Source organism: Anabaena sp. FACHB-83, from assembly GCF_014697485.1.
GTDB lineage: Bacteria > Cyanobacteriota > Cyanobacteriia > Cyanobacteriales > Nostocaceae > Nostoc_B.
In genome coordinates, this window is the sequence record NZ_JACJRY010000035.1 from 38,792 (window position 1) to 58,289 (window position 19,498).

Below are 19,498 nucleotides of genomic sequence, written 5' to 3' on the forward strand. Positions count from 1 at the left end.
GTATGACTTCAGATCAGGATGCTTGATTGTAGTTGAGCTAGAAATTTTAGAACAAATTAGCTAATAGAAGCTTTTAAACTGTTTGGTTGAGCAAAATCGCCTTGCAACACTACGCCCCGTTGATTGGCGTGTAAGTGACGCAGAATTTTGTAAATTGCTTCTACTTCTTCTTTAGCACCCACTTTTTCGGCAATTTCTGACAAGGAAAGGGGTGTTTTTTCACTTTGTAAAACAGTAACTACTTTAGTTTGCAAATCCAGAATAGCGGCGGCGGCTTTTTTACCTGCTTCTACTCCTGGTTGGTGATAAGCGTTAATGTTTACTAAGTTGCCATAAAAACCAACGGCACGGTCATACAAGGCAATTAAAGCGCCGACTGTGCGGGCATTAACTTGAGGAATCGTTATAGTAATTGAATCGCGCTGATTTTCATAAAGGGCTTTGCGTGTTCCTTGGAGGAAACCAGCCAGATAATCGCCAGATGTCACGCCAGGATCGATTTCTGGGGATTGACCTTGACGGTCTTCTAAAACTTCAATCAAAGTAGCAAAGAAGTTTGGTACACCATCACGCAATTGTTGGACGTAAGCATGTTGGTCTGTGGAACCTTTGTTACCGTAAACGGCAATACCTTGATGGACAATATTACCGTCTAAGTCTTTTTCTTTACCCAAAGATTCCATTACTAGCTGCTGTAAATAGCGGCTGAACAGTGCCAAGCTGTCTTTGTAAGGCAGAACAACCATGTCTTTTTCGCCTTTACCATTGCCAGCGTAGTACCAAGACAATGCTAATAACGCGGCTGGATTCTTTTTGATATCAGCAACGCGGGTAGCATCATCCATTTCTTTAGCACCGTCGAGGATGGCACGTATATCGATGCCTTGCAGTGCGGCTGGGACTAAACCCACTGTAGACATTTCGGAGGTACGACCGCCTACCCAGTCATACATGGGGAATGTGGCTAACCAACCTTCAGACTGGGCAACTTTATCTAAGTTACTGCCAGGACTGGTAATGGCTACAGCATATTGAGCAAAATCGAGATTGTGGCCAGCGTAGGCTTTTTTAACTTCAATCATGCCGTTGCGGGGTTCTGGTGTACCGCCTGATTTGGAGATGACCAAAACTAAGGTGCTGGCAAGGTTGTTGCGTAATTGGTTAAGAACGCGGTCAATACCTGCGGGGTCGGTATTGTCAATAAAGTGAATTTTGAGGGGAGGAAAGTCGGCGGCGAGGGCTTCGGCGACAAATTCGGGGCCGAGGGCAGAACCACCAATACCAATGGAGATGATATCAGTGAAACGATTAGCTTTGGGCGGATGAATTGCGCCGGTTTGGATTTTTTCGGCGAAGGCTTCAATTTGTTCGAGTGTTTGGACAATTTCTTGGGTGAGTTCTGGCGTGGGTGCTAAATCAGGGTTTCGCAGCCAGTAATGTCCAACCATACGGTTTTCATCGGGATTGGCGATCGCACCCTTTTCTAATTCCGCCATATCAGCAAATGCTTTGTCAAATTTCGGACGCAATGACTCCACGAAGGCATCATCAAAACCCATCCGGCTTACATCTACATATAGTCCCAATCCCTCGTGGAAATATAACCAATCTTGGTATCTTTGCCAAAGTGCTATCGCATCCATAGGGAAATCTCAGGTAAGTTGTTTTTCCATGACAAGTTTAATGTAAGCTCAGGTGCATCCCTGCCTAGCCTTATACAGTTTTAAGTGTTGAGCCAATGCTCTGCCCTAAACATCTGGCATAGGTATGACTCGCAGAAACTTGACAATTTCTCCCCGAATCTCAATCCCAATTAAATAATCATCCAAGGTAAAACGGTGAAAAATGCCTTCATGGTCTAGCTGTCGCAGTTCAGGAAGACCATGCAACTGCCACTTTTCTCCAAATTCAAAAAACACAAAATCGTACACTCGCTGATAAGCAGCAGGTTCTAAACTCTTCAGATCCATTAAAAAAGACCTGGCATAGCGCATTTCCACACTCACTAGGCATCACCTCTTTTGAGGGTATAAGGGGATAGGGGTGTAGGGGTTTAGGGGAATAAGATGTTAGCTAGGGACTAATCTCTGGCCTCTAATCCCTTTTTTATCACTGCATCAGTAAAACATTAAAATTTGTATCGCTTCTTCCTGAGTCAAAATATCCCAAGGTTGCTGCGATCGCTTGACTTTTTGTATGGCTTTGAGCATATAAAAGTCACAATGTAAAGCGTGAACACTCTCCCAGACGCTTTGGAGTTCTTCGTCACTCAATTGTTCGATTAAATGATGGATTCTTATACGCAGCAAGTTCATATATCAATAAACTATGTTCCAAAAGTCAAGGCTATTGTTCCCAAAAATTGGCAATGGTGAACGGGAAGAGGTAGTATCTTGAGACAGTAATCAGTAGACAGTGATCAGTAATCAGTGGAAAAGTGTTTACCTTTCCCTGTCTACTGTTCAGCGTTTACTGTTAACTGTTAACTGTTAACTGTTAACTGTTATGGTTGATTATTTAATTTTTTTGGCGATTTCGACGGCAATTTTTGCCCTGTTTGGTTTGGGGCTGAATTTACAGTGGGGCTTTACGGGGTTGATTAACTTTGGTCATATTGCTTTTATGACCTTGGGAGCTTACACAACAGTATTGTTAAGTTTAAAAGGCGTTCCTTTACTGATATCAGCAGTTATTGGTGCGATCGTAGCGGCTTTGTTGGGTTTAATTATTGGTTTTGCGACTCTGCGCCTGCGGGAAGATTATCTGTCGATTGTCACTATTGGTACCGGGGAACTGATTCGCTTGGTGGTGAATAACCAAGAGTTACCTGTGGGTGATACTTGGGTATCTGGGGCGTTTGGGGTGCAGAGTTATGTTATCCCATTCTCGACAGCACCTAATTTAGTAGTTCGTTTGATGATGATTGGGTTGCTGACTTTATTGGCGGCTGTAACTTTTTTCACATTGTGGCGATGGATTCGCACAGCCCAAAGATTATTGGTGGCGGATACTGCTAAAAAAACCAGCAGTAAGCAGGAATTAGCATCGCGTTTAGGTGTGGGGATTGTTTTGGGTTTGTTGACAGCCGCAATTTATATTTCTGGTGTGATTGGTTTGTATAACTACAACCCCAAAGCAGGTTTGATGTTGTTGTCGCTGTTGGTGTTGGCGTTTGTTTTTTGGCGGTTAGAAATTTTATTGCGATCGCCTTGGGGTCGCGTATTAAAAGCAATCCGCGAAGATGAAGAAGTACCAAAGGCTTTAGGTAAAAATGTTTTTTGGTACAAAATTCAATCTCTGATGTTAGGCGGTGCGATCGCAGGTGTGGCGGGTGCGTTCTTTGCTTGGCAGTTAAGCGCCATTTATCCTGATAACTTCCAGCCCCAACTCACTTTCGACGCTTGGATTATGGTAATTTTAGGCGGTTCTGGGAATAACATCGGCACAATCTTAGGTGCAGTTATTTACTTTGCCTACGATTCCATTACCAGAGAAGTTCTACCCAGAATCATTCCCTTAGATGAAGCGCGGCTGGGTGCATTTCGGATTATGGTCATTGGTTTAATTTTAATGGTGCTAATGATTTGGCGACCTCAAGGTATTTTAGGGAAAAAGGAGGAACTCACCCTTGGTAAATAACCAATCACCGCCACTTCCCCTATTAGCAGCCTCTGGACTTTGCAAAAGCTTTGGCGGTATCAAAGCAGTGAATGAGGCACAAATTGAAGTTCTCAAAGGTAGCATTACTGGGTTGATTGGCCCCAATGGTGCGGGTAAAACTACTTTATTCAATTTACTTTCTAACTTTATCCGCCCAGATAAAGGAAGAGTAATTTTTGATGGTGAACAAATTCAGCAGTTGCAACCATACCAAATCGCCCAGCAAGGACTAGTGCGGACTTTCCAAGTAGCGCGGACTCTCTCGCGGCTGTCGGTGTTAGAAAATATGCTATTGGCGGCGCAAAAACAAACAGGCGAAAGTTTTTGGCAAGTGCAACTCCAACCCCACGTAGTCGCTAAAGAAGAAAAGGAATTGCAAGAGAGGGCAATGGTTTTGTTAGAGTCTGTGGGGTTGGCGCATAAAGCCCAAGACTATGCGGGGGGTTTGTCTGGTGGACAACGCAAGCTATTAGAAATGGGGAGGGCGTTGATGACGAATCCCAAGTTAATTTTGTTGGATGAACCAGCCGCCGGGGTGAATCCCAGGTTAATTGATGATATATGCGATCGCATTGTTAACTGGAACCGCCAAGAAGGTTTGACATTTTTAATTATTGAACACAATATGGACGTGATTATGTCCTTGTGCGATCGGGTTTGGGTATTGGCTGAAGGGCAGAATTTAGCTGATGGAACTCCCACAGAAATTCAATCCAACCCCCAAGTTTTAGAAGCGTATTTGGGTAAATAGTTTTTAGTTCAGTTAAGAGAATAGTAGGTTGGGTGGAGCGATAGCGGAACCCAACAAAGTATGCGTGAATGTTGGGTTCCGTTCCTCCACCCAACCTACACAAGTCTAAGTTTTTGCCTTAACTGAACTGTATTGTTTTATAGCCGCGAATTCCATTCGTCGGGGCTAAAGGCAAAATATTTATAGATATATACTTATATTATATTTTTATTTTAACTCAAAATCATGATTCAGATAGCAGGATATGACATTGTAGACAAAATCCATGAAGGTACAGCTACAGTTGTTTATCGAGGTAGAAAAAAACGACAACAGCAGCCAGTAATTATTAAACTGTTCAAGTCGGAATATCCTACATTAGAAGAAATTACTCGCTTACGCCATGAATATAGAATTCTCAAAGATTTTGTAAGTGAGCGGGTTGTTAAAGCTTACAAATTAGAAAAATATCAAAATGCTTTTGCGCTGATTTTAGAAGATTTTGGTGGTCAATCTTTAAGTCAAATTTTGATATCTAAGCAATTAACAGTTACAGAGTGTTTACAAATAGCGATCGCTTTAGCAGAAACATTAATTGATTTAGAGAAAGCGGCAATTATTCATAAAGATATTAAGCCCAGTAATATTATTATCAATGTAGCAAGTGAACAGGTAAAATTAACTGACTTTGGTTTATCTTCCCGACTATTTTTAGAAAAGCCGACTATCGGCAACCCTAACTTATTAGAAGGTACTTTAGCCTATATCGCACCAGAACAAACAGGGAGAATGAATCGCTCGATTGACTATCGTAGCGATTTTTATTCTTTGGGTGTGACTTTATATGAAATGCTGACAGGTAAATTACCATTTACCAATCATGATCCACTAGAGTTAGTTCATTGTCACATTGCCAAAAAACCCATCCCACCCAAGCAATATCAGCACATTCCGCAGGCTGTGTCGGATATTGTGATGAAACTGTTAGCGAAAAACGCTGAGGATAGATATCAAAGTCCAGAGGGGTTGAAATTTGATTTAGAAACTTGTCTTAGACAGTTGCAAGCAGGTGGAGACATTAAAGATTTTACACCTGGTCAGCGCGATCGCGGTAATCAACTGTTAATTCCGCAAAAGCTTTATGGTAGAGAAACAGAAGTTAGCACATTGATGGATGCTTTCGAGCGAGTTAGCCAAGGCGCAACAGAAATGATGCTAGTTTCTGGTTATTCGGGTATTGGAAAAACATCGATTGTCAATGAAGTTCACAAACCTATTGTTGCAGCCAGAGGGTATTTTATTGCAGGTAAATTTGACCAGTTTAAACAAGATATTCCTTATGCAGCTTTCATTCAAGCTTTTCAAGAATTAATTCGTCAACTCTTAACAGAAAATGAACGGCAAATAGCAATTTGGCAACAGAAGTTATTAGCGGCTTTTGGTGCTAATGGTAAAGTGCTGATTGATGTGATTCCCGAAGTCGCATTAATTGTTGGTTCACAACCAGATGTCCCTAAATTGGGTACCATTGAATCTCAAAATCGATTTAACCGCGTTTTCCAACAATTTGTCAATGTTTTCTGTCAACCAGAACATCCATTAGTCATTTTTTTAGATGATTTACAATGGGCAGATTCTGCATCATTAAAATTACTGAAGCTGTTGATGACAGATGACAGTAGCCGATATTTATTCTTAATCGGTGCGTACCGCGATAACGAAGTTAGCCCGACTCATAAATTTATTCAAACGCTACAAAAAATCCGGCAAAAAAATACTGTGGTGCATACTATCACGGTAAAACCTCTGTTGCTGACTCATATCCAAAAACTGATAGAAGATACATTAAATCAAGGGAGCATAACTAACAAAATTGAGTTATTAGCCGAATTGGTTTTTCATAAAACTCAAGGTAATCCATTTTTCTTAACTCAATTACTCAAAAGTTTATATAGCGAAAATCTCTTGGTATATCATGTAGCTACAGACAGTTGGCATTGGGATATTCAGGAAATTCAAACAGTAGGCATTACTGACTATAATATTGTCGAATTAATTGCCAGAAATATTCGTAAATTACCATTAGAAACACAGAAACTGTTGCAGTTGGCAGCTTGTATTGGTAATCAATTTAATTTAAAAGTTTTATCAGCAGTCCATGACAATTCAGAGATTATCACCGCTAATCATTTATGGAGTGCTTTGCAAGCAGGTTTGATTCTGCCCTTATCTTCCAATTATAAAATTCCTTTGGTCTTTGAAGAGAAAGAATCAAATCTCCTGAAATTGAGCAATACGAAAATTAATTATAAATTCTTACATGACCGAGTGCAACAGGCTGCTTATTCTCTAATTCCTGAAACCAAAAGAAAAACTACTCATTTAAGAATTGGGAAACTACTCCTTAAAAATACTTCACCAGAAACCCAAAAAGATAATATATTTGCCCTAGTCAATCAATTGAATTTTGGCATTGATTTACTACAAACACAAATCGAAAAAGATGAATTAGCGCAACTAAATCTCCTAGCTGGACAAAAGGCAAAAGCCGCTACAGCCTATGAAGCGGCTGTGAAATACTTAAATATTGGTCTACAACTGCTAAGTCCTGATAGTTGGACAAGTCAATATACCTTAACTTGGAATTTTTATCTAGAAACAGCAGAGGCAGAATACATCAATATTAATTTAGAGCAAGCCTTATTTTTATGCAATCAAGCCATCAAAAAAATTAGTCATCTTCTTGATGGGGTGAAATTTTATCAACTAAAAATTAAAATTTATTTAGCTAAAAATCAAGTAGATATTGTTTTAGATATTGGTCAGCAACTTTTAGAAATGCTGGGTGTTACTTTAGTAAAATCATCACCAGCAATTGATATTGAGCAGTTATCTCACCTGTCACTGATGACTGATAAATATAAATTAGCAGCAATGGAAATTTTAATGTTGCTTTGGCCTCCTGCTTGTTTTGCCGAAAGCAGCATCACAATTCCCATTCTGCACACAATGATTGAGCTTTCGATACAATACGGCAATTCTCCACCATGTATATTTGCTTATGCCGCCTATGGTCAATTGATGGCTTGGTCAGTGCCGGATATTAATTTAGGCTATCAGATGGGACAGTTGGCTCTGCAACTCTTAGATCAATTAAATGCTAAAAAATATAAATCTCAATCTTTGTTAACAGTTGCAATTAGTTTGACTCATCATAAAGAGCATATTCAAGCAACTATCAATCCGATATATGAAGCAATTGAAAGTGGTTTAGAAGTGGGAGATATTGAATATGCTTGCCATGCGGCTAACTTTTATTGTTGTCATATCTTTTTTGCTGCACAACATTTAGATACTGTTGCCCAAACTCAAAATGAATATATAGAGTTTGTCAGTAAATTTGAACAAAAACATCAACTAGGACTCATTAAAACCTGCGCTCAGACAGTAGACAATTTACGCAATTCATCTGTGGTCAAAACGCAATTAACTGGCGATATTTTAGATGAAGATGAATTTATTAATTCTGTTAAATCTACTAAAAATACTTTGCCATTATTTGATGTTTATGCTTATAAAGTATGGCTATGTTATTTATTTGAAAAATATGACGAGTGTTTAGAGTTTGTAGAATTGACATTCCAATATAGTCTATTCATGCAAACAAGTGTGTTATTTAGATATCATAACTGGTTTTATTCTTTAGCGTTATTGGCTCAAAAACAGGAAATACATGAACAAGAAACATACATTATTCAAGTAGAAAAAAACCAAGAAATCATGAAATATTGGGCGGAACATGCCCCGATGAATCATCTACATAAATATCAATTAGTCGAGGCAGAAAAAGCTAGGGTATTGGGAAAAACATTGTCGGCAATGGAACTTTATGATTTAGCTATTGCAGGTGCTACACATAATGGATATCTTCAAGATGAAGCTCTGACTTATGAATTAGCCGCTAAGTTTTATTTAGGGTTAGGCAGACAAGAAATTGCCCGGACTTATATGACAAAAGCCCACTATAGTTATATCTGCTGGGGTGCAATTGCTAAGGTTAAAGATTTAGAAGCAAAATATTCACAGATACTCTTTGTTTCCCAAAAAAAATTAACATCAGCTAAAAATCATATTTCTACTTCTTCTACTACTAGTAGTAGTTCACAATTATTAGATGCTACAACAATTATTAAAGCTTCTCAAACACTTGCTAGTGAAATTATTTTAGAAAATTTACTAGAAAAGTTAATGAATATTGTAATTGAGAATGCTGGCGCTCAAACTGGGTTTTTGATTTTAAAGCAGCAAGAAAAGCTATTAATTCAAGCGAAGGGTGTTGTAGATAATTCCAAGGTAGTAGTTTATGAATCTTTGCTGGCAGAAACAAGTCAACAATTACCGCATTCTTTAATTAATTATGTAGTGAGAACTCAAGAGGATGTGATTTTAACTGATGCAGTTCATGAGGGAATATTTACTACAGATACTTATATACTGCAAAACCAACCAAAATCTGTATTATGCACACCAATTCTGCATCAAGGTGAGCTTTTTGGTTTATTGTATTTGGAAAATAATTTGGCTGTTGGTGCTTTCACTGCCGAAAGATTAGAAGTATTGAAAATTTTATCTTCTCAAGCGGCAATTTCGATTCAAAATGCTCAACTTTATCAAAATCTCAAGCAAGAAATTCAAGAGCGTCAACAAGCAGAAGAAGCGTTACGGGAGAGTGAGAAAAAGTTAACCCAGATTTTGGAAGCTGTTCCAGTGGGTATATTTGTAGTTGATCCCCAAGGAGAGGCTGATTATGCAAATCAAACTGCACGAAAAATTTTAGCTGTTGATCAATCTCCAACTACAGAATTAACTGAGATATATCAAGCTTATCTCCAAGGTACAGCCAAACATTATCCGACGGAGACGCAGCCAATTATCAGAGCTTTACATGGTGAAAGTATTGTGATTGATGATCTGAAATTGGAGCAGGGGAATAAAGTTGTTCCTTTGGAGGTGTTAGCAACGCCAATTTTTGATAATAAAGGTGAAATTATTTATGCGATCGCAGCTTTTCAAGATATCACACAACGCCAGCAGGCAGAAGCCGAGCGAGCTAAATTCACCCAAGAACTGGCTCAGAAAAATACAGCTTTGCAACAAGCCACAGAACAATTAGCAGAGTCTAACCGTAACTTAGAAGCTAAAGTGCAGGAGCGAACTAAGGAGTTAAGTCAAACTTTAGATATTCTCAAAGCTACTCAAGCTGAATTAGTCATTGAAAATGCTTTATTAAGGAGTACAGAACAAACTCTTACTTATGAATATCAAGTAGGCGGAAGTTTACCCATAGATGCGCCCACTTATGTTGTCCGCCAAGCTGATAGACATCTTTACAAAGCTTTGAAACAAGGAGAGTTTTGTTATATTTTCAATGCTCGACAGATGGGTAAATCTAGCTTGCGAGTCCAAATTATGAAAAGGCTACAAGCAGAAAATTTTGCTTGTGCGGCTATGGATATTTCCGAAATTGGAAATCAGCAGCTAACTTTAGAGCAGTGGTATGCAGGTTTTGTCTATATGTTAGCCAGTAGTTTAAATATTTTAGCTCAGGTGAATATTCGTAGTTGGTGGCGGGAACATGAATTGTTATCACCAGTACAGCATTTGAGTAAGTTTATTGATGAAATAGTATTGGAGAATATTCAACAAAACATAGTGATTTTCATCGATGAAATTGACAGTCTGCTCAATTTGAATTTTGCGATCGATGACTTCTTTATTCTATTGCGAAGTTTTTATAATAAACGAGCTGATTTGCCAAGATATCAACGCCTGACTTTTGTGTTGCTGGGAGTAGCACATCCTTCGCAATTAATTCTGGATAAGAAGCGCACCCCCTTTAATATTGGTCAAGCTATTCAATTAAGTGGCTTTCAATTACATGAAGCGCAACCATTACTACAAGGATTAACAGAACGAGTGGGTAATGCTCAGAATGTCCTAAAGGAAGTTTTAGCTTGGACAGGTGGACAACCGTTTCTGACGCAAAAACTCTGTAAACTCATTCGTAATTCTTCAACCAGTATTCCCCAAGGTAGTGAAGCTAGTTGGATAGAAAACTTAGTCCAAACACAAGTGATTGAGAATTGGGAGGCTCAAGACGAACCTGAGCATTTAAAAACTATCCGCGATCGCCTGCTTAATATTGAATCACAAACTGTTACCCGATTAACCATATATCGAGAAATTTGGCATCAAGGAACAATTGTTGCAGTTGATAGCCTAGAAGAAAGAGAACTGCTTTTATCAGGTTTAGTAGTCAAGCAGCAAGGAAATCTGCGAATTCATAACCGGATTTATCAATTTGTCTTTAATGCTGATTGGATAGAGCAAATGTTATGTAAATATACTATCTAACATCAGCTATTTTCAGAAGTACGTTTTCTACCAAAGCTGAACCAATAAAGCCATCACACTGAACAACAATATTTTCATGGAATGTTTCTACTTGAAATCCACTAATTTGATCCCAAAAAATCTTTATCCAGGCATTTGGGTCATTTCCCAGTTGGTAAATCACATAGCCTTCTGTACCTGACATCGCCAATACTTGAACTACTTGTTTTGCTGGGACATCTTTTGGTGGACTAGACTTATGATTTGGGTAACATTGTTCCGCATAATGATATTCTTGCAGTTTTAATGGTAAATCACAACGGTTATTAATTGTGCAGTATAACTGTAATGATTTAGTAATTCTGTGATTTTTATTTTTGTTAGATGTTGCTGCTGTATATTTGTTACAATGCCCAACTTTATTGATTTTCCAATAACAACCACTTTGATGACGACCTTTGCCAAAAGAAAATACTCTTTCTTTTTGTTCTTCATCAGTAGTGAGGCTAGTTTCTCCTTTTAAATAACCATATTCATCGTCATCATTTTTCCATTGAGTTTGTAATCTTAAATAATCTCCATCTACTACTTCTCGCCGTTCAGCTAAATTCAGCTGATCAACTTTCCATTTAGCACTAACTACTTGAGGATTATTTTGATTGGCAGAAGTTAAACCCTCACCTGGAAAGTATATTTCATCTTTGCCTGATTTAGCATCTAAATAAAGGTTCGAGGCTTGGTTTTGCAGGACAACTAAATCATTATTTTTTACTGGTTGATTAAAATCTTCTTGCTTAGTTGCAAGAATCTTCCATCTATATTTTTGTAAGTGATTACCACTGAGATATTGCAACTCAGATTCAGTCTTAGTATATTGAACTTTATCTGTATGACAGAGATAGTGAGGCTGACCTTCAGATGTAATACTCATTTCAATTTCATCACCATATCGGATGACGGATTGTGATGGATTATGGCCATTATTGATGATGTATTTATCTATTTCGTTTTTGAGATATATTTGTTTTTGTTCAATATTTTTATCTTCAGGAAAATATTCTTTTGTTAATAAATTATAGATGGGTAATAATTCTAATTTAATTGGTACAGGAGCAGTTTTTACAGATTTAACCCAATCATAAAAATTTTGAGATTGCGTCCTACTACTATAATTTATTTGCTCATCTTGATTTTCAATTTGATTACGAAAAAATTGATTTAAATTTGAGGCGGTTGCAATCAACTTTCCAGCTTTTAAAATCTCAAAAGTAGATTGGGCTTCATCTTTGATATTGATATGATTCCCAACCATTGAGATGTAGTCTTCTTTTGCAAAAATTAATTTATGATATGCTTGTCCACCATAAAAAACTGTATGGGCATAGTGGGTACCAAACTCTTTAATTAGTAAAGATGATTTATGATAAATATCTGCTACTATTTTCTGAAAATAGCTGTTTAATTTTTGAGTTTTAGCGTTATCAATCTGAAGCCTATAATTATTGATACTTACTTTAGTGTAAATTAAAATATTATCGTTATATTCTGTTTCTTGAATGATATTTTCATAGGTACTACTGCGGCTATAAGCAAATAATTCTCCTATGGAATCATTAATATTAAAGTTGATATTTTGGTGTAAGAAAGATTGAATATCATAAGCAGAAAAGATTACTGTTGTTGTAGCATCTAATAAGCCACTACTTTCGGAAATATGCAAAACTTCCGAGGACTTGATTCCACTACCGTCTAGGATTGGAACAGTAGCTTCTAAATCGAATACCATTCTCAAACCTGAATTATCAACTAAATGTAATGGGTCAACTTCTAAAATATTGTAGCCTCTACTAATTACATCCCAATTATTCAGAGGACTGATATTATTCGTCGTTAGTTCTTGGAGTTGCATATTTAAGTTCTTAGCTCTCATCAATAAGAGATAGGTAATTTATGGCGACATTAGAAATTATTTTTGATATTTGCAATAACTAGTTGTTAGCTATCTTTGCTTAATCTCTTAAATCAACTACTTTTAAGAGAATATTTTCTACTGAACCAGAGCCGATAAAACCATCGGTCTGAACTATGATGTCTTCATGAGATGTTTCTACTTTAAATTTGTTGTTTGAGCCAGTCAGCCAAGGTACATCCCAATAGATTTTTATCCAGGAATTTGAGTCATTTCCCAATTGGTAAATTACATATCCTTCTGTGCCTGACGAAGAAGCTATACGACCAGATGAAGCAAATGCTTTAATAACTTGTTTTGCTGGTACATCTTTTGGTTGATTAGTTTCTTCTGGATACCATCTTCCTGAACGATGATAAGTTTCTTTCAGCTTTAAAGGTACATCACAACGACTGTTAATTATACAGTGAAACTGTAGTGAACTAGCCATGATATACATTTGTTATTTTATTGTATGTTTCTCATTAAAAGCGCAAAAAATGTAAGAATGCAGTATTCTGAATCATTAATTCTGGTTTCTGAACTCTTACAAAAAATTAATACCAGGATAAGTCAATTGAATGATTAGTAATTATTTATGCAAAAACCACTTAATCAAACTATATATTAATTACAGTACCGAGCATAATTAATGAGGTTTTTTAAATTCATGCTTGTTTCACTAAAGTAAAATTAGTTTAACAGCGTGGTTTTATGAAGACAATCGCAGTTTAGGCTCTTAAGGAAGAAGTTAATCTCTATTAATGGCTAATTTGCCAAAGCTAACACCAAACTGAGATTCAGGGTTTTGACAAGTCAACTTTGACAAGATCCAAATCTGTTAAGTGCGGATAGACTCTTATCTTCGGGAGTCCTTGGCGACTTCCTAAATTTCTGACACTGGATTATAACTTGAGATTGACAAAAAAACGAGGAGTGTATCAAGGTTAATGCAAAAAATAAGCGATCGCACCCTCATCAATTCTCGGAATTATGCCTGGGAATTTGTCAGTCAAGCAAAATAGCGGCTTCAGCACTACAATCAGATTGTCATTGAGGAACCTTTTGAGCGTGCTAGGCATCCTGACAGTTATTTTATCTGCTTTTGTTTTAGCGTTTCACAACGTGACTGTGCGAGTTTTATTCTCAGAACATCTCGTACTCGGCTTATTTTTACTTGGTGGATATGTTAAACCAGACTTGCCAAATTCATTTTTGCTGATGTTTATGCGGATGCTGCTAGTGGTTCCACTGATGGCAATTGTAGCGTTCAAGTTATATCCATCGGCATTGAAAGAATTACAAGATGCCTTTAAATATCATCGTACTGATATTTTGCGCCAAGCCTTTGGCTGTGGAGTATTAATGTTTGTGTATATTGCCTTACTCTACATTGCGATCGGTTTGATTCCGACGGGAATTGCTATTACTTTGTTTTTTTCTTATCCTGTGTTTACTGCTCTTTTGGCTTGGAAATTTTTTGGCGATCGCCCGACAAGTTTTCGTTGGCTGGTGATGGGTATTATTTTAGTAGGTAGTGTTCTAACTATTCCGCCATCTTCTAATAGTTATAGTAGTTCTGCTATTACTTTAGGAATTCTCACCAGTGTGGGTGCTGGAATTGTTTACGCTTTCTATGGTGTTATCGCCCAAAAATGTTTAGAAAAATTTCATCCAGTTCCCTTCACTTGGATTAGTTTTGCTTCTACTTTAGTGCTTTCTGGTCTTAGCTTACTGTTTTGGCCTATTTCTAGTAGTCAACTTGATTGGACACCAATGTGGATTGGTAGTATTTTTTCGGGTATCGTCAGCTTTGCTGGACATACTTTGAATAATTTGGGTATTCGGATGATTAGTGCTACTAAAGCTGCAATGATTGGTGCTAGTAGTCCAGCTTTGACAGCATTAGTCGCATGGGCAACAATTAGCGAAACTTTAACTGTAATTCAGAGTTTAGGAATTGGTGTGGTGACATTAGGAATTGCGTTACTAAGTGCAGAAAAACATAGTGCATCATGAGTTTTGCACCTCTGAAATATATCCTCAATAAAGAAAAAATATGCTTGCTAATACTATTTTATTTGATTTAGACGGAACATTGACAGACCCGAAGTTAGGAATTACTAGTTGTATTCAGTTTGCCTTATCTGAACTTGGTTATCAACCACCACAAGCTGATGAATTAAATTGGTGTATTGGCCCGCCAATAAAAGATAGTTTTTCTCAGTTATTACAGACCTCAGATGAGACAATACTTACACAAGCAATTACTTTGTATCGTAGTCGGTTTTCCACAATTGGGTTATTTGAAAATACTCTGTATCCGCAGACTATAGAAACTCTGAAGGCAATTCGCTTGGCTGGTTATCAAACTTTTGTGGCGACTTCTAAACCTAATATTTATGCAACGCGCATTATTGAATATTTTGGTTTATCGACATTATTTGAGCAGGTTTATGGTAGTGAACTGGATGGAACGCGGAGTGTAAAATCTGATTTAATTCACTATATTTTGGTTCAGGAAAATCTGTTGCCTGAGAGTACAATTATGGTGGGCGATCGCAAACATGATATCATCGGAGCTAAGGTTAATAATTTAACCACCATTGGCGTTACTTATGGCTATGGAACTGAGCAAGAATTAAAAAATCATGGTGCAGACTTTATTGTTCATTCACCAGATGAAATTGCTAAATTACTGATACAGCGTTTTTCGGTTGAGTGTAGTACAAGTTGATAGGGGCTAGAGGAATCCGCTTTGATTGTTGAAATTATCTGTAAAGGCAGGGAGTAGGGAGTGGGGAGTAGGGAGTAGAAAAGAGCATTTTGTAGGTGTACTGATTTTTTTCAGAAATCAAATATGAGTCCTATAGGGGCTAGATTAATTTAGCTCATTGGGGTGAAAATTGTTGATAGTAAAAAAATAGTTTCATCAAACTCTTAAGATGTTGACAAAGCTATCAATAAACAAATAATTAATAAACCCAGTAATAATAGCCAAGTTTGATTGCGTTTTATCCAACTTTGAAAAGTTGTAGAAAAACCGTTGTCTTGACGCTGTTGTTCTTGCTGTAATTGGTATTCGGACAGATTTTGATAAAGGGTACAGTCTTTGGCGTAGGGACGCTGGGGAAAGTTGCAAGTGTCGTCAGCGTGATAGGTGCAGCTATCACACAAATATTCGTCCCCGGTAGCGCGATGTAAGGGAATACCGGGATGACCAAAAGCTTTAAGTGTTGTTCGGCAATAAGGACAGGTAATAGCCTGACTCTCAACGAGTTGATGGCAACGAGGACAAGATACAGTAGCCACAACTTAACCACAAATAAGTAAACACCCTGATTTTAGCGAAAGTTTAGTTTATCGGGACAAACAGACGACAGGAAAACTGCCTTGTTAATTTTGCCTTTTAACTTTTTACTTTTGCCTTGTAGTACTATCCCAAAAATAATTTATATGCTAAGTTCTGGCTTTCATCCCAGTACTGATAACCAAGAGTATCGAGAAAGGCTTGCCATTCTTGCATTTCGTGGGGTGGTACTTGCATCCCCACAACAATGCGTCCATAGTCTGCGCCGTTGTTGCGATAGTGGAACATACTAATATTCCAGTTGGGACTCATAGAACCGACAAATTTCATCAATGCACCGGGACGTTCAGGAAACTCAAAGCGATAAAGTAATTCATTGTGGGCGAGGGGCGAATGTCCGCCTACCATGTGGCGTAAGTGTAATTTGGTGAGTTCATCATCGGTTAAATCGATGGTTTTAAAGCCACAATTTTCAAAGGTTTCGATCATTTTGGCTTTGTCGGCGCGGTTTTGAATCTGCACACCGACAAAAATATGGGCTTCTTTCTCATCGGCGATGCGATAATTAAACTCAGTTAAGTTGCGTTGACCAATACATTCGCAAAACTTCCGCAGACTACCCTGTTCTTCAGGAATGGCGACTGCAAATATGGCTTCGCGGCGTTCGCCTAATTCGGCGCGTTCAGCAACAAACCGCAAACGGTCAAAATTCATATTTGCACCGCAAGCCACAGCCACTAAGGTTTGTCCTTGAATTTGTTCGCGTTCGACGTAGGCTTTAGCAGCTGCGATCGCCAATGCCCCCGCAGGTTCTAAAATAGAACGGGTATCTTCAAAAACATCTTTAATTGCGGCACAGGTATCATCTGTATCCACCAAAATAATTTCATCTACATATTCTTGACACAGACGGAAGGTTTCTTCCCCAACTTCCCGCACTGCTACCCCATCTGCAAACAAACCAACTTGCGACAGCCGCACCCGTTTTCCGGCTTTTAAAGATTGGTTCATGGCATCAGCATCAATAGGTTCCACACCAATAATTTTAATTTCGGGACGCAACCGTTTAACATAAGCCCCAATTCCCGAAATCAAACCACCGCCACCAATAGCCACAAAAATTGCGTGAATGGGTTGCTGATATTGTCGTAAAATTTCCATGCCGATGGTTCCCTGACCAGCAATGACATCAGGGTCATCAAAAGGATGAATAAAAGTTAAACCTTTTTCTGCTTCTAATTGTCGCGCATAAGTGTATGCGTCATCGTAGGTATTGCCATGCAAAACAACTTGTCCACCCCTAGCTTTAACTGCATTCACTTTCACTTGGGGTGTGGTTACAGGCATCACAATAATCGCAGTTGTTCCCAAGCGACTAGCAGCTAAAGCCACACCTTGGGCATGATTTCCCGCCGAAGCTGCAATGACACCCTGTGCTAACAAATCTGGCGGTAAATTTGCCATTTTGTTGTATGCGCCCCGCAGCTTGAAAGAAAACACCGACTGCATATCTTCCCGCTTTAATAACAGCTTGTTATTCAGTCTTTGGGAAAGATTCGGGGCAGACTCCAAAGGGCTTTCTTGGGCAACATCATACACACGGGCGGTCAGGATTTGTACTAGATAGTCGCAAAGCATGGGTGTCAAAGGTTAGCAGATGCCAGATAGATGTTAATTTTACGGCAGTTGTGTACTCAGATTTCCGAATTGTTGAGAAGTCGCGGATCTTTTCGCTGGTGCGATCGCTATACTAACTAACAGTGGCACAGCATCATACAAAATCAATGGGTGCAGCAATTATTATTTTTCTCATCCTGGGATTGATTGTCACCGCAATTTTTATCAGTCCCATTTTGACTAAACGGCGGCGCAATCGCATTAAAAAGCGTCCTTTTCCGCCCCTTTGGAGTGCCGTTATTGAAAATAATCTCCCGATTTACTTACGCCTAACTCCCCAAGAACGCCGACGACTTCAAGGACATATTCAAGTATTTTTAGCCGAAAAACAATTTATTGGCTGTCAAGGCTTGCAAGTCACAGCAGAAATGAAAATTACGATTGCGGCTGTTGCTTGTTTACTCCTGTTAAATGAACGCGGTGAATACTTTCCTAAACTGCGGTCAATTTTGATTTATCCCAGTACTTATTTTGTTAATCAAACTGTAGCAGTAAGTGATTATGTTGTCGAAGAAAGACGTGATGCTCGGCTAGGAGAATCTTGGGTTAAAGACCAAGTAATTTTATCTTGGGAACAGGTGCAAAGAGACACCAAAAATTGGAGTGATGGACATAATGTTGTGCTGCATGAATTTGCCCATCAATTAGACCAAGAAGATGGTAAAGCTGAAGGTGTGCCGATTTTGCCTAACAAATCAGATTATCTTGTTTGGACGCAGGTAATGACAGCAGAATATCAACAACTCTGCAACGATATGCAACAAGATATCAAAACTGTAATTGATAGTTATGGGGCGACCAATCCCGCCGAATTTTTTGCCGTAGCTACAGAGACTTTTTTTGAAAAGCCACAGCAATTGTTAGAGAAGCACTCACAGCTTTATGAGTTGTTGCAACGCTATTATCAAATCAACCCTATGGAATGGCTTGGATGAATCAGTTAATTTAAGATACTTTAACACTTATAGGACTTACGCAAGAACCCTATCAAATCCTCTTAACTTCGTGTCCTACCCTGCGGGAAGCCGCTATCGCGTCTATGCGCCCTTTGCGGTTCGTTTTTTCATGATTTTGCGTAAGTCCTGACTTATAGGAATTTAAAAAATGATCGCAACAGATGGATTGCCCAAAAGCTTACCAATATAATCCAAAATCGTATTAGCCTGTTTTCATAGCCAGAATTTTTTGGGCGACAGTTTCACTCACAGGCATAACTGATAATCGATTACCTGTTCTCACCACGGTTAATTCTTCTGGGCTAAATTTCTCTTTCAAAGTTGACAGCAAAATAGGTTGCTCAAACACTTCCACAAACTCTACCACAACTGTTTGCCAACGTGGTGCTTCAGGCGTTGATTTCGGATCATAGTATTTGCTGTCTGGTTCAAACTGCGACGGGTCAGCAATACCTGTTTTGCCTACACGCATTAACCCAGCAATACCCGGAAAAGCAGTATTAGAGTGATAGAAAAACACTAAATCCCCAACTAGCATTTGACGCATATAGTTGCGTGCTTGGTAATTCCGCACACCATCCCAGACTGTTTCGCCCTGCTGTTGAAGGTCGCCAATGCCATAAACATCTGGTTCAGATTTCATCAACCAATAATTCATCGACAAGACAAGAAGACACAAACTTTTTATTCTAGCATTTCATATTATTAATATTGATGCAAAAAAACGAAAAATCAAGATTTTAGCGAAAGGTACAGGTGTTCAAAACCCTTACACCCCTTCTTTACAGATAATCTTTATGCGTAAGTCCTGAAGTTGTTTGTCA

At 38.4% G+C, this 19,498-nt stretch carries 14 protein-coding genes; 6 read left to right on the plus strand and 8 right to left on the minus strand.

Features of this window, described 5'->3' with window-relative positions:
• Nucleotides 1-56: 56 nt before the first annotated feature.
• From H6G79_RS27470 to H6G79_RS27480, 3 genes are all read right to left on the minus strand, one after another.
• Complete coding sequence (locus tag H6G79_RS27470; protein WP_190593221.1) at nucleotides 57-1,643, minus strand: glucose-6-phosphate isomerase; 1,587 nt, start codon at nucleotides 1,641-1,643, stop codon at nucleotides 57-59.
• 105 nt (nucleotides 1,644-1,748) lie between these two features.
• The gene (locus H6G79_RS27475; RefSeq protein WP_062296559.1) at nucleotides 1,749-2,006 is read right to left on the minus strand and encodes a hypothetical protein; all 258 of its coding nucleotides are present in this window, start codon (nucleotides 2,004-2,006) and stop codon (nucleotides 1,749-1,751) included.
• 111 nt (nucleotides 2,007-2,117) lie between these two features.
• The gene (locus H6G79_RS27480; RefSeq protein ID WP_190593222.1) at nucleotides 2,118-2,315 is read right to left on the minus strand and encodes a hypothetical protein; all 198 of its coding nucleotides are present in this window, start codon (nucleotides 2,313-2,315) and stop codon (nucleotides 2,118-2,120) included.
• Nucleotides 2,316-2,505: 190 nt separating this feature from the next.
• Here H6G79_RS27480 and H6G79_RS27485 point away from each other — a divergent pair, with 190 nt between their 5' ends.
• The 3 genes from H6G79_RS27485 (at nucleotide 2,506) to H6G79_RS27495 (ending at nucleotide 10,804) form a co-directional block, all read left to right on the plus strand.
• Nucleotides 2,506-3,639: a branched-chain amino acid ABC transporter permease gene (locus H6G79_RS27485; protein WP_190593223.1), complete on the plus strand. Its 1,134-nt coding sequence runs from the start codon at nucleotides 2,506-2,508 to the stop codon at nucleotides 3,637-3,639.
• Nucleotides 3,629-4,411: an ABC transporter ATP-binding protein gene (locus H6G79_RS27490; RefSeq protein ID WP_190593224.1), complete on the plus strand. Its 783-nt coding sequence runs from the start codon at nucleotides 3,629-3,631 to the stop codon at nucleotides 4,409-4,411. The genes H6G79_RS27485 and H6G79_RS27490 overlap by 11 nt, the downstream gene beginning before the upstream one ends.
• Before the next feature lie 225 nt (nucleotides 4,412-4,636).
• The gene (locus tag H6G79_RS27495) at nucleotides 4,637-10,804 is read left to right on the plus strand and encodes an AAA family ATPase (RefSeq protein ID WP_190593225.1); all 6,168 of its coding nucleotides are present in this window, start codon (nucleotides 4,637-4,639) and stop codon (nucleotides 10,802-10,804) included.
• On the opposite strand, the gene H6G79_RS27500 is transcribed toward H6G79_RS27495, so the two are convergent.
• Together H6G79_RS27500 and H6G79_RS27505 are read right to left on the minus strand one after the other, a co-directional pair.
• Nucleotides 10,797-12,692 carry an MAC/perforin domain-containing protein gene (locus H6G79_RS27500; protein ID WP_190593226.1) on the minus strand — a complete coding sequence of 632 codons (1,896 nt, stop codon included), beginning with the start codon at nucleotides 12,690-12,692 and terminating at the stop codon, nucleotides 10,797-10,799. The two genes, H6G79_RS27495 and H6G79_RS27500, sit on opposite strands and share 8 nt — an antisense overlap.
• A gap of 100 nt (nucleotides 12,693-12,792) precedes the next feature.
• Entirely contained in the window at nucleotides 12,793-13,182 is a 390-nt protein-coding gene (locus H6G79_RS27505) for an aegerolysin family protein (RefSeq protein ID WP_190593227.1), read from the minus strand.
• Nucleotides 13,183-13,802: 620 nt separating this feature from the next.
• Here H6G79_RS27505 and H6G79_RS27510 point away from each other — a divergent pair.
• Together H6G79_RS27510 and H6G79_RS27515 are read left to right on the plus strand one after the other, a co-directional pair.
• Complete coding sequence (locus H6G79_RS27510; RefSeq protein WP_190593228.1) at nucleotides 13,803-14,750, plus strand: DMT family transporter; 948 nt, start codon at nucleotides 13,803-13,805, stop codon at nucleotides 14,748-14,750.
• Nucleotides 14,751-14,790: 40 nt separating this feature from the next.
• Nucleotides 14,791-15,468, plus strand: a complete 678-nt coding sequence (locus H6G79_RS27515) for an HAD family hydrolase (RefSeq protein WP_190593229.1) — start codon at nucleotides 14,791-14,793, stop codon at nucleotides 15,466-15,468.
• A gap of 203 nt (nucleotides 15,469-15,671) precedes the next feature.
• On the opposite strand, the gene H6G79_RS27520 is transcribed toward H6G79_RS27515, so the two are convergent.
• Complete coding sequence (locus H6G79_RS27520; protein ID WP_190593230.1) at nucleotides 15,672-16,043, minus strand: zinc ribbon domain-containing protein; 372 nt, start codon at nucleotides 16,041-16,043, stop codon at nucleotides 15,672-15,674.
• Nucleotides 16,044-16,167: 124 nt separating this feature from the next.
• Nucleotides 16,168-17,679: a threonine ammonia-lyase, biosynthetic gene (gene ilvA / locus H6G79_RS27525; protein WP_190593231.1), complete on the minus strand. Its 1,512-nt coding sequence runs from the start codon at nucleotides 17,677-17,679 to the stop codon at nucleotides 16,168-16,170.
• 146 nt (nucleotides 17,680-17,825) lie between these two features.
• Between ilvA and H6G79_RS27530 the strand changes: the two genes are divergently transcribed.
• Complete coding sequence (locus H6G79_RS27530; protein ID WP_190593239.1) at nucleotides 17,826-18,653, plus strand: M90 family metallopeptidase; 828 nt, start codon at nucleotides 17,826-17,828, stop codon at nucleotides 18,651-18,653.
• A 223-nt stretch (nucleotides 18,654-18,876) separates the two neighbouring features.
• Here H6G79_RS27530 and H6G79_RS27535 read toward each other — a convergent pair whose 3' ends face one another.
• Nucleotides 18,877-19,332: an EVE domain-containing protein gene (locus H6G79_RS27535; protein ID WP_190593232.1), complete on the minus strand. Its 456-nt coding sequence runs from the start codon at nucleotides 19,330-19,332 to the stop codon at nucleotides 18,877-18,879.
• Nucleotides 19,333-19,498: the final 166 nt, after the last annotated feature.